10 protein-coding genes are annotated in these 16,832 nt (G+C 70.8%); 8 read left to right on the plus strand and 2 right to left on the minus strand.

Annotated elements, in window-relative coordinates; translation table 11 throughout:
* Positions 1-624: 624 nt before the first annotated feature.
* The 4 genes from ABE487_RS00395 (at position 625) to ABE487_RS00410 (ending at position 6,607) form a co-directional block, all read left to right on the plus strand.
* Positions 625-1,260: an isochorismatase family protein gene (locus ABE487_RS00395; RefSeq protein WP_346452004.1), complete on the plus strand. Its 636-nt coding sequence runs from the start codon at positions 625-627 to the stop codon at positions 1,258-1,260.
* Positions 1,257-1,502 carry a phosphopantetheine-binding protein gene (locus ABE487_RS00400; RefSeq protein WP_346443484.1) on the plus strand — a complete coding sequence of 82 codons (246 nt, stop codon included), beginning with the start codon at positions 1,257-1,259 and terminating at the stop codon, positions 1,500-1,502. Before ABE487_RS00395 ends, ABE487_RS00400 begins: the two co-directional genes overlap by 4 nt.
* Positions 1,502-5,746, plus strand: a complete 4,245-nt coding sequence (locus ABE487_RS00405; RefSeq protein ID WP_346452852.1) for an amino acid adenylation domain-containing protein — start codon at positions 1,502-1,504, stop codon at positions 5,744-5,746. The genes ABE487_RS00400 and ABE487_RS00405 overlap by 1 nt, the downstream gene beginning before the upstream one ends.
* A gap of 90 nt (positions 5,747-5,836) precedes the next feature.
* Positions 5,837-6,607 carry a 2,3-dihydro-2,3-dihydroxybenzoate dehydrogenase gene (locus tag ABE487_RS00410; protein WP_346452006.1) on the plus strand — a complete coding sequence of 257 codons (771 nt, stop codon included), beginning with the start codon at positions 5,837-5,839 and terminating at the stop codon, positions 6,605-6,607.
* Positions 6,608-6,616: 9 nt separating this feature from the next.
* Here the strand turns inward: ABE487_RS00410 and ABE487_RS00415 are convergent, their stop codons facing one another.
* Together ABE487_RS00415 and ABE487_RS00420 are read right to left on the minus strand one after the other, a co-directional pair.
* Entirely contained in the window at positions 6,617-9,355 is a 2,739-nt protein-coding gene (locus ABE487_RS00415; protein ID WP_346452007.1) for an alpha-1,6-glucosidase domain-containing protein, read from the minus strand.
* 4 nt (positions 9,356-9,359) lie between these two features.
* Complete coding sequence (locus ABE487_RS00420; RefSeq protein ID WP_346452008.1) at positions 9,360-10,979, minus strand: alpha-glucosidase; 1,620 nt, start codon at positions 10,977-10,979, stop codon at positions 9,360-9,362.
* Positions 10,980-11,174: 195 nt separating this feature from the next.
* Between ABE487_RS00420 and ABE487_RS00425 the strand changes: the two genes are divergently transcribed.
* From ABE487_RS00425 to ABE487_RS00440, 4 genes are all read left to right on the plus strand, one after another.
* Complete coding sequence (locus ABE487_RS00425) at positions 11,175-12,653, plus strand: MFS transporter (protein ID WP_346452009.1); 1,479 nt, start codon at positions 11,175-11,177, stop codon at positions 12,651-12,653.
* 56 nt (positions 12,654-12,709) lie between these two features.
* Complete coding sequence (locus ABE487_RS00430; RefSeq protein ID WP_346452010.1) at positions 12,710-14,434, plus strand: alpha-amylase family glycosyl hydrolase; 1,725 nt, start codon at positions 12,710-12,712, stop codon at positions 14,432-14,434.
* 176 nt (positions 14,435-14,610) lie between these two features.
* Positions 14,611-16,023, plus strand: coding sequence for an oxygen-independent coproporphyrinogen III oxidase (gene hemN / locus ABE487_RS00435; protein WP_346452011.1), 1,413 nt, complete (start codon positions 14,611-14,613; stop codon positions 16,021-16,023).
* 23 nt (positions 16,024-16,046) lie between these two features.
* Positions 16,047-16,796: a helix-turn-helix domain-containing protein gene (locus ABE487_RS00440; protein WP_346452012.1), complete on the plus strand. Its 750-nt coding sequence runs from the start codon at positions 16,047-16,049 to the stop codon at positions 16,794-16,796.
* The last annotated feature ends 36 nt before the right edge of the window (positions 16,797-16,832 follow it).

Genomic DNA, 16,832 nt, shown 5'->3' on the forward strand with positions numbered 1-16,832 from the left:
GCCGCTTGTCCCTCGGTCAGGGCATCCTGCCCTGACTCGGGCGCGCACCGTCCCTGGCGCGCTTGGCGCGGCCACCGGCCACCAGTCCACTGCTGGCAACGTTTCGATCGTGCCTCCGGTGAGCGCGGCACTGTCTTTCGCTTCTGCGTTGGATGGGCCTCGGCCTGCTGGCCGGCAGCCGCTTTCCCCTCGGTCAGGGCGTCGTGTCCTGACTTGGGTGCGCACTATCGGTCATCCGTTCGCGGTTGCCGCGTTGGTTGGGCATCGGCTTGCTGGCCGGCAGCCGCTTGTCCCTCGGTCAGGGCACCGTGCCATGACTTGGGCGCACACCCGCTCCGCTTCGCGGATCGGTCCGGCCCGGCGCAGCACGCCGGGCGTTCGCCCGCTCGCGCGGCATGCGCCGCGCAGGCAGAGCGGGCTCACCCATGGCGCGCTTGGCGCGGCCACCGGCCATCAGTCCGCTGCCGGCGACGTGTCGATGGTGCCTTCGGTACGTGCTGATACCTGTGAAGCCGGAAGTGGCCTGACCGAACCGGCAAGCAGGTCCTTGGCCTGCGTGACACTGTCTTTCGAGGCGAATGTCGGGCGTGCACTGACGACTGCAGAAGGATTGAGCGAGTAGACATGGGCCTTCCGACGATTCCTACGTACCCGTTGCCGACGGCGGCCGAGTTGCCGGCCGCGCGTGGGCCGTGGCAACCCGAGACGGGGCGTCTTGCGTTGCTCGTGCATGACATGCAGCGTTACTTCCTGGCGGCCTACGAGGCGCAGGCGGCGCCGATCGCGCCGGCGATCGCCAACCTGGCGCGGTTGCTGGCGCATGCGCGCAGCCGGGGCATTCCGGTGTTCTACACCGCCCAGCGCGGCAATCAGGACCGGCGCGATCGCGGCTTGCAGGCCGACCTGTGGGGGCCGGGCATGCGTGCGACGCCCGAGCACGAGGCGATCGTCGACGCGCTCGCACCGGTCGAGGGCGACCATGTGTTGGTCAAGCATCGCTACAGCGCGTTCCAGCGCAGCAATCTCGAGACGCTGATGCGGGCGCGCGGTCGCGACCAGGTGTTGATCACGGGCGTCTACGCCCACATCGGTGTGCTTTCGACGGCGACCGAGGCGTTCCAGCGCGACATCCAGACGTTCGTCGCCGCCGATGCCGTCGCTGATTTCACCCGCGCCGACCACGATAGGGCGCTGCACTGGATCGCGCGGACCTGCGGCGTTCCGCTGACCACCGACCGGATTCTGGAGCTGTTGCCATGAGCGATCCGCTGACCCTGGCGCGCATGCGCGCCGACATCGCCCGGCAGTTGGGCGAGGCGCCGGAGGACATCGGCGATGACGACAATCTGATGGACCTGGGCCTGGACTCGATGCGCGTGCTCGGGTTGGTGATGAAGTGGGGCGAGTCCGGCCTGCCGCTGGAGTTCTCGCACCTGGCCGAGCACACCACGCTGGCCGGTTGGTGGCGCGTGGTGCAGGGCCTGCAGCAGAAGACCGTCTGATGGCCGAGGCGGTGGAGGCGTCCGTGGTGTCGGTGTCCGGCGATTGGCCGCTGACCCAGGCGCAGTCGGGCCTGTGGTACGCGCAGCGGTTGGCGCCGGACAACCCGGCGTTCAACACTGCGCATGCGCTGTGGATCGACGGGGCGCTGGACGTGGCCGCATTCGTGCGCGCGGCCGAGCAGGCGGCGGCCGAGGCGCCGGCGCTGTCGCTGCGCATGCGCGATACCGCCGACGGTCCGCGGATGGGCGTCGATCCCGCGCATCTGCCGCCATTGGAGGTCGTCGATCTGTCGCACCTGGATGCGCCCGACCGCGCTGCGCGGGCGGCGATGGTGCGCGACCGCGATACGCCGGTCGACCCGACGCGCGACCGGCTGGCGCTGCAGCGGCTGTACGTGCTCGGCGACGCGCGTTTCGTCTGGTATCTGCGCGTGCACCATCTGGCGATCGACGGCTACGGCATGGCGTTGCTGACTGAGCGTGCGCTGGCGCTGTACGGCGCCGCGTGCGGCGGAGATGACGCGGGCGCGCCGTTCGCGCCGTTCGCGGGCGCGATCGCCGAGGACGCGGCCTATGCCGCTTCGGACAAGTGCGGCCAGGACGCGGCCTACTGGCGCCAGACGCTCGCTGGCATGTCGGCGGTCTCCGGCCTCGGCGCGGGGTTCGCGCCGGCCGCGCACGGCTGCCATCGTCTGAGCGTCGGGCTCGACGCCGACCTGCGCGCCGGCCTGCTTGCGCTCGCGCAGCGGCTCGAGCAGCCCTGGCCGGACGTGCTGACCGCGCTGGCGGCCGAGTATTGCCGACGCATGGCCGGGCAGGCCGAGGCGGTGATCGGGGTGCCGTACATGGGCCGGCTGGGCAGCGCGAGCGCGCGGGTGCCGGCGATGGTCATGAACGTGCTGCCGTTGCGCGTGCCGACGATGCCCGGCGCCTCGCTGGCCGAGTTCGTGCAGGCGACTGCGCGTGCGCTGGTGCGCGGGCGACGCCACGGCCGCTACCGCGGCGAGCAGTTGCGCCGCGACCTCGGCCTGATCGGCGGCCAGCGCCGGCTGCACGGTCCGCTGGTCAACGTCCAGCCGTTCTACCGCCCGCCGCGGCTGCATGGCGCGCAGGTGCGACTGGAGATCCTGGGGACCGGGCCGATCGACGATGTGACGATCGGCTTCCGTGGCGATGGGGCGAGCGCGCTCGAGCTGGAGTTCGAGGCCAATCCGGACCTGTATCGCGCCGACGAGATCGCCGCGCACGCGCAGCGGCTGCAGGCGTTTCTCGCCGCGGCCTGCACGGCCGAGGGCATCGACGATATCCCGTTGGCGACGCCGGACGAGGCGCGACGCGCACTGGTGGATTTCAACGCGACCGCGCACCCGTTGCCCGACACGACGCTGGCCGCATTGCTCGAGGCGGCGATGGCGGCAACGCCGGACGCACCGGCGCTGGTCTTCGGCGACACGACGCTGACCTACGCCGAGCTCGATCGCCGGACCCGCGCCCTGGCGCGGGCACTGCGGGCGCGCGGGCTCGCACGGGACGGCGTCGTCGCCGTCGCGCTGCCGCGTTCGCTGGACCTCGTGATCGCCCTGGTCGCGGTGCTACGCGCCGGCGGCGCCTACCTGCCGCTCGACCTCGCGCATCCGGACGACCGGCTCGCCCGCATCCTGCGCTCGGCGCAGCCGCTCTGCGTCCTGGCTGCGCGCGACACCGCGCCCCGGTGGCCCGGCGACGTGTCGCTGTTTGCACCGGACGACTGGCCTGTCCTCCGGGTGACCGAGACGGGAACCGAACCCTTCCCCGCAGGCGGGGGAGGTGGGGCTTCCCGGATGCTGGCATCGACCGCGGCGATCGAGCCCTCCCCCGCAAGCGGGGGAGGTGGGGCTTCCCGGATGCTGGCACCGACCGCGGCGATCGAGCCCTCCCCCGCGAGCGGGGGAGGGTTGGGTGGGGGCGACCGCCTCGGCGCGTCCGGCCCCCACTCGTCGCCTTCGGCGCCGACCTCCCCCGCAGGCGGGGGAGGTGGGGCTTCCCGGATACTGGCACCGACCGCGGCGATCGAGCCCTCCCCCGCGAGCGGGGGAGGTGGGGCGGCCGACGCGCCATTCGTGTCGCCTGCACAGCCCGGCGATGCGGCCTACGTGATCTACACCTCGGGCTCGACCGGCGAGCCGAAGGGCGTGGTCGTCGAGCATCGCGCGATCGTCAACCGCCTGGAGTGGATGCGCACGCACTATCGTATCGACGCGTCCGATCGCATCCTGCAGAAGACGCCGGCGACCTTCGATGTCTCGGTCTGGGAGTTCTTCCTGCCGTTGATCGCGGGCGCGGTGCTCGATGTCGCGCCGCCGGACGCGCATCGCGATCCGGTCGCGCTGGCCCGGCTCATCCGCGAGCGCGGCATCACCACGCTGCATTTCGTGCCGTCGATGCTGGCCGCATTCCTGGCGGCGCCCGAGGCCGATGGCTTGGCCGTGCGCCGGGTGTTCTGCAGCGGCGAAGCGCTGGATGCCGAGCTGCGCGATCGCTTCCACCGCTGCGTACGCGCTGAACTGCACAACCTCTACGGGCCGACCGAGGCCGCGGTCGACGTGAGTTTCTGGCCGGCCTCGCCCGACGACACGTCGCGCCCGGTGCCGATCGGCTTTCCGGTCTGGAACACGCAGTTGGACGTGCTCGATGCGCGCATGCGTCCCCTGCCGCCCGGGGTGGTCGGCGACCTGTACCTGGGTGGCGTGCAGCTCGCGCGCGGCTATCTCGGCCGCGACGATCTGACCGCCGAGCGGTTCATCGCCGATCCGCATCGGCCCGGCGGGCGCCTGTACCGCACCGGCGATCTCGCGCGCTGGCGCGACGATGGCGCCATCGAGTTCCTCGGCCGCAGCGACCACCAGGTCAAGCTGCGCGGGCTGCGCATCGAACTGGGCGAGATCGAGGCGGCGATCGTCGCCAGCGGGCAGGCGGCGCAGACGGCGGTGATCGTGCGCGAAGACCGCGCCGGCGATCGACGCCTGGTGGGCTACCTGCAGCCGGTCGACGCCGGAGCGTTCGATGCGCAGGCGCTACGCACGGCTGTCGCCGCGCAGGTGCCCGACTACATGGTGCCGGCCGCTTTCGTCGCGCTGGACACCTGGCCGGTCACCGCCAACGGCAAGCTCGACCGCGATGCGCTACCGGCCCCGGCGTTCGACACCGGGGCATTCGTGGCGCCGCGCACGCCGACCGAGGTCGCGGTCGCCGGGTTGTTCGCGCAGGCGCTGGGCGTCGCGCGCGTCGGCGGCGATGGCGACTTCTTCGCGCTGGGCGGCGATTCGTTGTCGGCCGTGCACCTGCTGCTGGCGATCCAGCACCAGTTCGGTCGCGATCCGGGCCTGGGCGCGCTGTTCGCGACGCCGACGGTGGCCGGCATCGCCGCGCTGCTCGATGCCGACGCCGCCACGCCCGACCACGGCCTCGGCCCGACGATCGCGCTGGCACGTGGCGACGCGGCGCCCGCGCGCGCGCCCTTGTTCGTCGTGCATCCGGCCGGTGGCATCGCGTGGTGCTACCGGGAGCTGGCGCGCGCGCTGCGTCCGCGGCGCGACGTCCACGGCCTGCAGTCGCCGGCGCTGGACCTGGCGCAGCCGCTGCCGGGCAGCATCAACGCGCTGGCCGACGACTATGCCCACCGCGTGGCCGCGCTGCAGCCGGACGGTCCGCTGCACCTGCTTGGCTGGTCGGTCGGCGGCATCCTCGCCCAGGCGATGGCGGTGCGGCTGCAGGCGCTCGGTCGCAAGGTCGGTCTGCTCGCATTGCTCGACGCCTATCCCAGCGAGTGCTGGCGCGCCGAGCCCGAGCCTGACGCGGTCGATGCGCTGCGTGCGTTGCTGGCGATCGCCGGCTACGACCCGGACCGCCATCCCGACCTGCGCAGCCGCGAGGCGATCGTCGAGTTCCTGCGCCGCGGCGACAGCGCGCTCGGCAACCTGCCGGGCGATGTGCTCGACGGCGTCGTGCGTGCGGTCGTCGATACCAACCGGCTCGTGCGCCTGCACCACCACACACGCTATGACGGCACACTGCTGCACGTGCGCGCCGGCCTGGACCATGTCGACCGGCCGCAGTTGCAGTCGGCGCTGTGGCAGGCGCACGCGGCGCGGGTCGAGGCGGTCGAGTTGCCGTTCCGGCACGGCGAACTGACCGGGCGCGATGCGACGGCGGCGATCGCACCGCTGCTCGATGCGCGGCTGGCGGCATTCGACCCACGCCCCTGAGCGCGGCGTGCGATGTCCTGGCGCGATCGAAAGACCAGGACAAGGACATCGCACGCGCGCGTCCACGAACACTGATTGCGGAGACCTCCCATGCAACTCACAGGATTCGAAGGCCGGATCGCGTTGGTCACCGGCGCGGCCGGCGGCATTGGCAAGGCGGTCGTGGCGCTGCTGCGCGCCAGCGGCGCGACGGTGATCGCGACCGACGTGCGCGCGCCCGAACGCACCGAGGCGCCCGGCGTCGCGCCGATGCATGCGTTCGCGCTGGACGTGACCGACGCGGCTGCAGTCGATGCGCTGGTCGCGCAGGTGGAGGCCGAGGTCGGGCCGATCGACCTCGCCGCGCATGTCGCCGGCGTGCTGTCGACGACCCCGGTGCTCGAAACCAGCGATGCGGAGTGGCGGCGCACGTTCGCGGTCAATGCCGACGGCGTGTTTCATGTCGGCCGTGCACTCGCCCGGGTCATGGCGCCGCGTGGCCGCGGTGCGCTGGTCGTCGTTGGGTCCAATGCCGCGGGCATTCCGCGCCATGCGATGGCGGCCTACGCCGCGTCGAAGGCCGCGGCGACGATGTTCGTGCGCTGTCTGGGGCTGGAACTCGCGCCGCTTGGCATCCGCTGCAACCTCGTCGCGCCGGGCTCCACGCGCACGCCGATGCAGACCGGCATGTGGGCCGACGCCCACGGCGAGGCCAAGGTCATCGCTGGCAGCCTGGAGACGTTCAAGAGCGGCATCCCGCTCGGCAAGCTCGCCGAGCCGGTCGACATCGCACATGCCGCGATGTTCCTGCTGTCCGAGCAGGCCGGCCACATCGCGATGCAGGACCTGTACGTCGACGGCGGCGCCACACTGCGCGCCTGAGGCGTGGTGTCATTGCCCGCTGGTGGGCGATCGGGCTGCGTCGGCGGGCACGACGAAGACGAGCGCCGTGCGCGGCGGCACGGTGAAGCGGCCGCGTGCGGTATCGATTCTGGCCCGCTCGCGCGGCCGCGGATCGGCGGCCTCGGGTGCGCGGTGCACCGGGTGCAGCATCCACGCACGGTCGGCGAGTTCGGGCGCATCGAGGGTGCGTGCCTCGTCGGCGACGTTGATCGCGTAGAGCACGTCGGCAAAGCCGGCGTCGTCCAGGCCGTGGCCATCCAGATGCCCGGCGACGAGCGTCGGGTCGGCATCGGCGCCGGGGAAGCGCAGGCGGGCCTGGACCTGTGCGGCGTCGGGCAGCCGGAACAGCGGTGTACTGGCGCGGATGCGCAGCAGGTCCAGGCTCATGTCGCGCGTGCGCAGCACATCGCCCTGGCTGGGGCGGATGCGCATCGCATCAGCCAGCAGCGGGCGCATCAGCGGCCAGTTGGCGCGGTTGTCGGGGGCCGGCGGCAGGCCGGCGCCGAAGCCGTGGACGGCACCGGTCCAGTCGATGCGGTTGAACCAGTCGCCCGAGTCGAAGCTGTTGCGGTCCAGCGACTTGGAACGCAGCAGCTCGACGCCGGCGTGCAGGTAGGCGATGCCCTGGCTGAACGCGGTGGTGGCGATGGCCAGCACCTGCGCGTTGACGCGTGCCTCGATGTCGGCATCGGCCGGCAGGCGGAACACGTTGATGTCGAACAGCGTCTGGTTGTCGTGGTTCTCGACGTAGTTCACGACCTCGGTGGGCTGGGTCGCAAAGCCGGCCGGCTGGCCGGCATAGTCGACCTGCGCGAGCGTGCGGCCGTCGGGCAGGCGGTAGTCGCGCAGCGTACCGGCCAGACCGACGCGGACCAGCTCGGCCTGGCGCCGCAGCAGCGCAGCGTCGGCGTGACCGTGGATCCAGCCACGGTGGGCGTGCAAGGCCGCGCCGCTGTCCGAGGGCCCGCCGCCGCGTACCGCGTCGCGCGCCCGGTCGCTGAAACTGCCGATGCCGGTGCCGCCCAGCGACTGCTGCGAGGCCTGCACGAAGCGCGCGCCGTCGGCGACCTCGCCGAAGTTCCAGCCTTCGCCCAGCAACGGCACCGTACGTCCGGCGGCCGCGTCCACGCGCGCCTGCAGCGCGAGCATCGCCGCACGCGGCTGGTGGCCCATCAGGTCGAAGCGGAACGAATCGATGCGGTAGTGGCGCACCCACAGTTCGGCCGAATCGATCATGAGCTTGGCCATCATCGCGTGCTCGGTCGCGGTGTTGGCGCAGCAGGTCGAGTGTGCGACGCGGCCGTCGGCATCGTAGCGGTGGTAGTAGCCGGGCACGATGCGGTCGAGCACCGAGTGCCGGTCCTGGCCCCAGGCGCTGGTGTGGTTGTAGACCACGTCCATGCCCACGCGCAGGCCCAGCGCATGCAGCGCCTGGACCATCTGCCGGAACTCGACGATACGCGTGGCCGGGTCCGCCGCGTCGCTGGCCAAGCTGCCTTCGGGCGCGTTGAAGTGCAGCGGGTCGTAGCCCCAGTTGAAGCAGTCGTGCGCCGCGACCGCCATCACCGCGGCCTGCTGCGCCTCGCTGTCGGGCGCAGCGTTGGGCACGTCGGGCGAGCGGCAGCCGACCTCCGGCACCGTGGCCAGGTCGAAGACCGGCAGCAGATGCACATCGGTCACGCCGGCTGCGCGCAGCCGGCGCAGGTGGCGCACGCCGTGCGAATCGGGCTGCGCGAACGCGGCGTAGCGCCCGCGCTGGGCGGCCGGCACGCTGGCGTCGTCGCGCGAGAAGTCGCGCACGTGCAGCTCGTAGACCACCTGGTCGGTCGCGGCGCGCAGCGCGGGCGCGGCATGCGTGTCCCAGCCTTCGGGCTTGAGCGCGGGCGCGTCCAGGTCGAACACGACGCTGCGCCGCGAGTCGGCCGTGAGCGCGACCGAGTAGGGATCGGTGACGCGGTTGCGGACGATGCCGGTGCCTGGCACGAACACGTCGACCAGCCACAGGTAGGACCGGCCCGACAGATCGCCCGGGGCCACTGTCGACCAACTGCCGGTTGCGGCATCGCGCTCGAGCGTGCGGACCGCGGCGGCCGGCGCGTCGGCATCGTCGTAGAGGCACAGTGCGACCGACTGCGCCGTGGGCGCCCACAGCCGGAACGCGGTTCCCGTGGGGCCGGGGTGCACGCCGAGGTCCGGTAGCGTGGTCGCGGCGGCGTAGAGGTCGTCGAGGGCGCCGGCATGCTGGAGTGCGGTCGCGTCGAGGACGCGGCCGTGCACGTCTTCGTGCACCAGCAGGAGCTGGCCGCGATGCAGCGTCGACAGCGCGGCGGCGTCCGCATCGGTCTCCAACGTGACGCCCTCGCCGACGAACGCGAAGCGGTCGATCAACGCCGCAGGCACCGGAGCGGTGCGGACCGCGAGTTCGAGCGCGCCATCGTGGCCCCGCACGGTCGCGCCCGTCAGTGCGGCCAGCGTGGCGCCGGCGGCGTGATACAGCCGGAAGCGGGTCCCCGATGCGGCGACGGTGCCGGGCCAGCGCAGCAGATGGCGATCGAGCCAGTGGGCGCGGGCGTGATCGGGCAGCGCGCGGGCCTGGACGGGGTGCAGCGTGCGCGCGAAGTCCGGCGTGTCGCAGTCGGCCAGTCCGGCCGGGGCGGCGAGGGCGCCGCCGCAGGCCAGCAGACCGGCGGCGAGCATGCCGTACCGCGCGATGCGCGATGGGCGCACGTCCTCAGTCCACCGCAGCGAACAGGGCCGCGTGCGGCGGCAGGCGCAGGTGGCCGGCATCGACTGCACCGGCCGGCAGGCCATGGCCGTCGAGCACACGCAGGTGTGCGAGCTCGGCGGGTAGCGTCCACTCGACCGTAGCGCCCGACAGGTTGAACACCGCCAGCATCCGGTCGTCGCCGTCGCCGCGCACGAAGGCCAGCATCGGCTCCGGCGCATCGACGAAGTGCTGGGCGCCGGCGACCAGCGCCGGCTGGCCGCGGCGCCAGTGCAGGAAGCGGCGCACGGTGGCGAGCACCGAGCCGTCGTCGCGCGACTGCGCCTCGACGCTGCGCGCGCGATGCGCATCGGGGATCGGCAACCACGGCTGTCCGGTGGTGAAGCCGGCACCGGCGTCGGCGGTCCACGGCATCGGCGTGCGGCAGCCGTCGCGGCCCTTGAAGTTCGGCCAGAACGCGATGCCGTAGGGGTCGCGCAGTTGCTCGAACGGCACCTCGGCCTCCGGCAGCCCCAGTTCCTCGCCCTGGTACAGACAGACCGAACCGCGCAGCGCGCAGACCAGGCCGACCAGTTGCCGGGCGAAATCGTCGCTGGGCTGGGCACCGCCCCAGCGCGTGACCGCGCGCTGCACGTCGTGGTTGGAGATCGCCCAGCACGGCCAGCCGTCGGTCATCGCCGCTTCCAGGCGTTCGACCGTGTCGCGGATGTAGCCGGCGCTGAAATCGTCGACCAGCAGCTCGAAGCTGTAGCCCATGTGCAGGCGGCCGGGGCTGGTGTACTCGGCGGTGGTCGCCAACGAATCCTCGGCCGAGATCTCGCCCAGCGCAGCGACATCCCCGTACTCGTCCATCAGCGCACGCAGCCGCTCGAGGAAGCCGATGTTCTCCGGCTGGGTGTTGTTGTACCAGTGGTACTGGAAGGCGTACGGGTTATCGGGTGCGAAGCCACGGCCCACACGCAGCGCTTCGGGCTTGGGCGGGTTGTCGCGCAGTTGTGCGTCGTGGAAGCAGAAGTTGATCGAATCCAGGCGAAAGCCATCGACCCCGCGGTCGAGCCAGAACGTCACATAGTCCAGCGTGGCCTGCTGCACCTTGGGGTTGTGGAAGTTCAGGTCGGGCTGGCTCGACAGGAAGTTGTGCAGGTAGTACTGGCAGCGCCGCGGGTCCCAACGCCAGGCCGGGCCGCCGAAGATCGACAGCCAGTTGTTGGGCGGCGTGCCATCGGGTTTGGCATCGGCCCAGACGTACCAGTCGGCCTTGGGGTTGTCGCGCGATTGCCGGCTCTCCTCGAACCAGGCATGCGCATCGGACGTGTGGCTGAAGACCTGGTCGATCATGACCTTCAAGCCCAGCGCGTGCGCCTTGGTCAACAACGCATCGAAGTCGGCCAGGGTGCCGAACATCGGATCGACGTCGCACTGGTCGGCGATGTCGTAGCCGTAGTCGGCCATCGGCGAACGGAAGAACGGCGAGATCCAGATCGCATCCACGCCCAGGCTGGCGACATGCTCCAGACGGTCGATGATGCCGGGCAGATCGCCCACACCGTCGCCGTCGCTGTCCATGAAACTGCGCGGATAGATCTGGTAGATCACCGCGCCCCGCCACCACCTGCTGTCGCTCATCGCTCTCTGCCTTCTGTCGCCTTCTGTGGCGCGGTGGGACGGTAGACGATGCCGTGTCGCCTGCGAAAGCGCACGTCCCGAGCCTGCGCCATGAATACGTATGCAGGTCGCCGCCGCTGAGCGCGCGCTCGCTACCATGGCTTGGCCTGCGCAGCCTGCGTCGGCGCAGCGGACCTTGGGAGGGGCCTGCCAGCGATGGGCAACCGCAAACCGTCACTGTCGTTCTGGCAGATCTGGAACATGTGCTTCGGCTTTCTGGGCATCCAGTTCGGATTCGCCCTGCAGAACGCCAACGTCAGCCGCATCTTCCAGACGCTCGGCGCCGACATCGAGCAGGTGCCCGGCCTGTGGATCGCCGCCCCGTTGACCGGCCTGCTGGTGCAGCCGGTGATCGGCTACTTCTCCGACCGGACCTGGACGCGGCTGGGCCGCCGTCGCCCGTACTTCCTGTGGGGCGCGCTGTTCTCGACCGCCGCCTTGGTGGTGATGCCGACCTCGCCCGAGCTGTGGATCGCCGCCGGCACGCTGTGGGTGCTCGACGCGTCGCTGAACGTGTCGATGGAACCGTTCCGCGCCTTCGTCGGCGACCAGTTGGCGCCGCGCCAGCGTCCGACCGGCTACGCGATGCAGAGCTTTTTCATCGGCATCGGCTCGGTGATCGCCAGTGCGCTGCCGTTCGTGCTCGCCAAGGCGGGCGTCGCCAATACCGCCGCGGCGGGCGAGGTGCCCGATACGGTGCGCTATGCGTTCTGGTTCGGCGGTGCGGTGCTGCTGCTGGCCGTGTTGTGGACGGTGGTGCGCACGCGTGAGTACCCGCCCGACGTGTTGCGCACATTCGACGACGCGACGCCCGAAGGCGCGCTGCCGGCCGCCGACGCGTCGGTGCCGCCGGCCGGTGGCGGACTCGCCTGGCTGCTGGTCGGCGTGGCCGGCATCGTCGCGGTGGCCGCGCTCGGCCTGGACCGCATGCTCTATGTGCTGGCGGGCCTGCCGCTGGGCTACGGCCTGCTGCGGCTGGTCGCCGCGCGGCTCGCGCCGCAGCGGATGCTGACCACGATCGCTGCCGACCTGCATGCGATGCCCACGACGATGCGCCAGTTGGCGGTCGTGCAGTTCTTCTCGTGGTTCGGCCTGTTCGCGATGTGGATCTACACCACCGCGGCGGTGGCGCAGACCCACTACGGCAGCAGCGATCCGCAGTCGGCGGCCTATAACGATGGCGCCAACTGGGTCGGCGTGTTGTTCGCCGCCTACAACGGCTTCGCCGCGCTGGCCGCGATCGTGATCCCGTGGTTGGCACGTCGTGTGGGCCTGCGCGGCGCGCACCTGGTCAACCTCATGCTGGGTGCGCTGGGTCTGCTGTCGATCGCATTCGTCGACGATCCGCGCTGGTTGCTCGCCTCGATGGTCGGTGTCGGGTTTGCCTGGGCCTCGATCCTGTCGCTGCCCTATGCGCTGTTGTCCGACAGCCTGCCGGCCGAGAAGATGGGCGTGTACATGGGCATCTTCAATTTCTTCATCGTGATTCCGCAGCTGGTGGCGGTCAGTACGCTGGGCTTCCTGCTCGGGCGCGTGTTCGATGGCGAACCGATGCGGGTGCTGATGCTCGGCGGCGCCAGCCTGGCGCTCGCGGGCCTGTGCGTGCTGCGGGTCTCGCGCCCGCGTGGCGCGTGAGCCGCGCGGCCCGACCGGCCGATCTTTCCTCCCGTTCCCACGTCAGGAGCCGCGCGATGCCGCGAACGTCCCTCTTTCTGCTCGCCGCGCTGCTGTGCGCCGGCTGCAGCCATGTCGCGACGCGCGATGCACCCGGTGTCGCCGAGACGACAGGCGTCTACGGCACGCTTGAGCCGTTCGCCGAGCACGCGGTGTACTTCGTGGTCACCGACCGCTTCGTCAATGGCGATCCGAGCAACGACCGCCGCGAGCAGGGCGGGGCGCACCGCACGTTCGACATCCCGGTCCGGTGTCCGGACGGCATCGATGGCAACATCGGCTACCTGGGCGGCGACTTCCGCGGCGTGCTCGACAACGCCGGCTACATCCGCGCCATGGGCTTTGGCGCGGTGTGGATCACGCCGATCGTCGACAATCCCGACGAGGCGTTCACCGGCGGCGATCCGATCGCCTGCAACAGCACGCTGAGCGACCGCGGCAAGACCGGCTACCACGGCTACTGGGGCACGAACTTCTACAGGCTCGACGAACACCTGCCCAGCGCCGATCTCGATTTCCGCGGTTTCACCGACGGCATGCGCGCCGCGGGCCTGAAGACCGTGCTCGACATCGTCGGTAACCACGGCTCGCCGTCGTGGACGATGCCCAGCGCGCAGCCCGGGTTCGGCCAGATCTTCGATGCGCAGGGCAGGCTGGTCGCCGACCACCAGAACCTGCCGCCGCAGCAACTCGACCCGGCGGGCAACCCGCTGCACGCGTTCTACAGCAACGTCGGCCCGGTCGACGCGAAGACCGGTTCGATCTTCGACGGCAACCTCGCCCAGCTCGGCGATTTCGACGCCGCCAATCCTGCGGTCATGGACTATCTGGCTGGTGCCTACCTGCAGTGGATCGACCAGGGCGCGGATGCGTTCCGGGTCGACACCATCGCCTGGATGCCGCATGCGTTCTGGCGCGATTTCGCCGAGCGCATCCGCGCCCGGCATCCGGGCTTCTTCATGTTCGGCGAGGCGTTCGAGTTCGATGCCAACCGGATCGCCGAGCACACATGGCCCGGCAATGGCGGCATCAGCGTGCTGGATTTCCCGATGAAGCAGGCGATGGACGAGGTCTTCGCCAAGGGTGCGGGCTTCGAGCGCTTGGCGCCGTCGTTGCATCTGGAAAACGGGCCGTACGCGAACCCCTACGAGCTGACGACGTTCTACGACAACCACGACATGCCGCGCATGGACGCCAGCGATGCCGGCTTCATCGACGCGCACAATTGGCTGTTCACGGCGCGCGGCATCCCGGTGATCTATTACGGCTCGGAGACCGGCTTCATGCGCGGCCGCGCCGAGCATGCCGGCAATCGCGCCTACTTCGGCCAGGCGCGCGTCGATGCCGCCGCCGCGCATCCGATCCACGCCGCGCTGACAAGGGTCGCGAACCTGCGCCGCACGACCCCGGCCTTGCAGCGCGGGCTGCAGCTCGATCTCGGGCTCGTCGGCGACCATGCTGCGTTCTACCGCGTGCTCGATGTCGACGGTCGTGCGCAGATCGCGCTGGTGCTGCTCAACAAGGGCGAAGCGCCGTGGCAGGCCGAAGTGACCCGCTGGCTCGAGCCAGGAGCCTGGCGCGACGCGCTCGACGGCGGCACGCGTGCGGTGACCGACCGGCTGCAGGCCACCGTGCCCGCACACGGGCTGCGCGTGTTCGTGCTCGACGCGCCGCCGCGGCGCGCCGACCTGCGCGCCCGGCTTGCGCAGGCGATGGAGGGGCGGCTCGGACCTCGGCCCTGAGGCCTGTGCACGGGCGTCTTGCATCCGCCCGGCACCGCAGCGGACACCGGTTCGAGTCTTCGCGTGTGCCGCGGCGCACGCGCCCCGCGACTCGTTGTACCTGAATGCGCGTATCCGGTTGATCGGATTGACTTCAGTCAAGGCGGGAGCGACACCCTGTCGCGGATACTGGCCGCATGACCACCATCGCTTCCGCCTGTCCGCAGGACTGGCCCTTCGACCCGGACCTGCTGCGCCGCTACGACCGGCCCGGGCCCCGGTACACCTCGTACCCGACCGCGCCGCAGTTCCTGCCCGGTTTCGGCGAGGTCGACTTCCAGGCGCTTGCGAGGCGCGGCAACGACGACCCGATCCCACGCCAGCTGTCGCTGTACGTGCACGTGCCGTTCTGCCGCAGCCCCTGCTTCTACTGCGGCTGCAACCGCATCATCACCCGCGACGAGGCACGCGGGCAGGTCTACCTGGACCGCCTGCATCGCGAGATCGCGATGGTCGCGCCGCTGTTCGACGCCGATCGCGAGGTGGTGCAGCTGCACCTGGGCGGCGGCACACCGAACTTCCTCGGCTCCGACCAGATCGCCGAGCTGGTCGAAAGCCTCGGGTCGCACTTCCGCTTCAGCCAGGACCCGGCGCGCGATTTTTCGATCGAGCTCGACCCGCGCTTCGTCACCCCTGACGACATCGGCCGCCTGGCCGAGATCGGCTTCAACCGCGCCAGCCTCGGTGTGCAGGATTTCGACCCGGCCGTGCAGGCTGCGGTGAACCGCATCCAGAGCGTCGAGCAGACGTTGGAGATCATCGAGGCCAGCCGTCGCTACGGCATGCGCTCACTCAACGTCGATCTGATCTACGGCCTGCCCAAGCAGACGCTCGAGGGCTTCGGCCGCACGCTCGACACCGTGATGCAGGTGCGTCCCGACCGGCTCGCGATCTATGGCTATGCGCACCTGCCGGATGTGTTCCGGCCGCAGCGCCAGATCGACGCCGCCACGCTGCCAGCACCCGAGGAGAAACTCGCGCTGCTGGGCCTGGCGGTCGAGAAACTGGCGGCGGCGGGCTACCGCTACGTCGGCATGGACCACTTCGCACTGCCCGACGACGAACTGGCGCGGGCCCAGCGCGAGGGCGGGCTGCACCGTAATTTCATGGGCTACACCACGCACGCGCAGACCGATCTGGTGGGGCTGGGCGTGAGTGCGATCAGCCATGTCGGCGACAGCTTCTCGCAGAACCACCGTGGCCTGAGCGAGTGGGAAGCGGCGATCGACGCCGGCACGCTGCCGATCTGGCGCGGCCTGGTGCTCGGCCACGACGACGTGCTGCGCGCCGACCTGATCCAGCGGCTGATGTGCCAGGGCGAGATCGACATCGGCGCGATCGAGCGCGCCTACGAACTCGACTTTGCAGCCTATTTCGCCGGTGAGCTGGCGGCGCTGGCGCCGTTGCAGGCCGATGCGCTGGTCGAGTGCACGCCCACGACGATCCGGGCCACGTCCAGAGGACGTCCGTTGCTGCGTATCATCGCGATGTGTTTCGACCGGTACCTGCAGAAGCCGAGTGAGCAGCCCCGCTATTCCCGCACGATCTGACGCCGCGCGTCCGGAGTTCGCCCATGGCCGGCCTTGAGCCGCGAGCGCGGCCCAGCCCGATGGCCGACGACGGCGACGAGATCCGCTTCTGCAGCACCTGTGCGTTCTCCTCGGCGTGCCTGGCCGAGGGCTACGACAAGTCCGATCTGCGTGACCTGCATGTGCTGGTCGAACACGTCGGCCCGTTCCGCGAGGGCGACTACGTGTTCCGGGAGGGGGCGCCGTTCAACGCGATCGCCGCGGTGCGCGCCGGGACCATCAAGACCTACGTCATCGACGGCAATGGCCGCGAGCAGGTGCTGGGCTTCTTTCTGCCCGGCGAGGTCATCGGCCTCAACGCCATTCACAGCGCCCGCTACCCCTGCAATGCGGTCGCGCTGGATACGGTGATGCTGTGCAGGTTCTCGTTCCCGATGATGGCCACGCTCGCCGGGCGCATGCCCGGGCTGCAGCGGCACCTGTTCAACCTGCTGAGCCAGGACATCGGCAAGGCCTCGCTGTTGACCGGTAACTTCAGCGCCGAGGAGCGGCTGGCCGCGTTCCTGGTCACGCTGTCGCGCCGTTTCGCGGCGCGTGGCTTTTCGGCCACCCGGCTGCGGTTGATGATGCCGCGCACCGACATCGCCAACTACCTGCGCCTGGCGCCGGAGACGGTCAGCCGCGTGCTGCGGCGGATGCAGGACGACGGCATGCTGCGCGTGGACCGCCGCGACCTGGAGATTCTGCAGCCGGTGGCGCTGGAGGCCCTGGCCCACCACGTGCTGCGCGACTGAGTGCCGGTCGGCCGTGGATGCGGGCGCACAGGCAGC

This window comes from Luteimonas sp. TWI596, from assembly GCF_039674105.1.
In the GTDB taxonomy this organism is placed as follows: domain Bacteria; phylum Pseudomonadota; class Gammaproteobacteria; order Xanthomonadales; family Xanthomonadaceae; genus Luteimonas.

Coding starts and splice junctions, on each gene's coding strand:
- ABE487_RS00395 (WP_346452004.1), top strand. CDS start 625: ATGGGCCTTCCGACGATTCCTACGTACCCGTTGCCGACGGCGGCCGAG.
- ABE487_RS00400 (WP_346443484.1), top strand. CDS start 1,257: ATGAGCGATCCGCTGACCCTGGCGCGCATGCGCGCCGACATCGCCCGG.
- ABE487_RS00405 (WP_346452852.1), top strand. CDS start 1,502: ATGGCCGAGGCGGTGGAGGCGTCCGTGGTGTCGGTGTCCGGCGATTGG.
- ABE487_RS00410 (WP_346452006.1), top strand. CDS start 5,837: ATGCAACTCACAGGATTCGAAGGCCGGATCGCGTTGGTCACCGGCGCG.
- ABE487_RS00420 (WP_346452008.1), bottom strand. CDS start 10,979: ATGAGCGACAGCAGGTGGTGGCGGGGCGCGGTGATCTACCAGATCTAT.
- ABE487_RS00425 (WP_346452009.1), top strand. CDS start 11,175: ATGGGCAACCGCAAACCGTCACTGTCGTTCTGGCAGATCTGGAACATG.
- ABE487_RS00430 (WP_346452010.1), top strand. CDS start 12,710: ATGCCGCGAACGTCCCTCTTTCTGCTCGCCGCGCTGCTGTGCGCCGGC.
- hemN (WP_346452011.1), top strand. CDS start 14,611: ATGACCACCATCGCTTCCGCCTGTCCGCAGGACTGGCCCTTCGACCCG.
- ABE487_RS00440 (WP_346452012.1), top strand. CDS start 16,047: ATGGCCGGCCTTGAGCCGCGAGCGCGGCCCAGCCCGATGGCCGACGAC.